At 52.7% G+C, this 816-nt stretch carries 1 rRNA gene; it reads right to left on the bottom strand.

Features of this window, described 5'->3' with window-relative positions:
• Window positions 1-816, bottom strand: a 23S ribosomal RNA gene (locus tag HMPREF2698_RS00855); the annotation flags it as partial.

The following is an 816-nucleotide window of genomic DNA, read 5'->3' on the forward strand; positions in this document are numbered from 1 at the left end:
ACTAACCGGTCCTCTTAACCTTCCAGCACCGGGCAGGCGTCAGTCCATATACATCAACTTAACGTCTTCGCATGGACCTGTGTTTTTGATAAACAGTCGCTTCCCTCTATTCTCTGCGACCCCACAACCCACAACACTTGCAAGAAGTGTCAAAGTCGTGTGGTCCCCCTTCTCCCGAAGTTACGGGGGCATTTTGCCGAGTTCCTTAACCACAGTTCACCCGAACGCCTTAGTATTTTCAACCTGACCACCTGTGTCGGTTTAGGGTACGGGCCATACATCCACATCGCTAGAGGCTTTTCTCGACAGTACTAGATCACCAACTTCACCCACATTTGGGCTACGCATCACGCCTCAGGTTAAACGGTGTGCGGATTTGCCTACACACCACCTCACACGCTTACACCAACAATCCACTAAGCGGCATGGCTACTACACTGTGTCACCCCATCACTTGAACCACACATCAGGCCCCACGACATCAACAACCACCGTGTTCAAAGAACACGACGATCGTATCCGCGGTGGTTAGTATCAGTGCTTTATCATGGGCGCGGATATACGGGTACCAGAATATCAACTGGTTATCCATCGACTACGCCTGTCGGCCTCGCCTTAGGTCCCGACTCACCCTGGGAAGACGAACTTGACCCAGGAACCCTTAGTCATCCGGCGGGAAGGATTCTCACCTTCCAATTCGTTACTCATGCCTGCATTCTCACTCGCACCCACTCCACGCCGCCTTACGGTAACGCTTCAACACATGCACGACGCTCCCCTACCCAATACAAAGTATTGCCGCGGCTTCGGCGGTGT

It is taken from the genome of Corynebacterium sp. HMSC072A02, from assembly GCF_001810085.1.
Classification (GTDB): Bacteria; Actinomycetota; Actinomycetes; order Mycobacteriales; family Mycobacteriaceae; genus Corynebacterium; species Corynebacterium hesseae.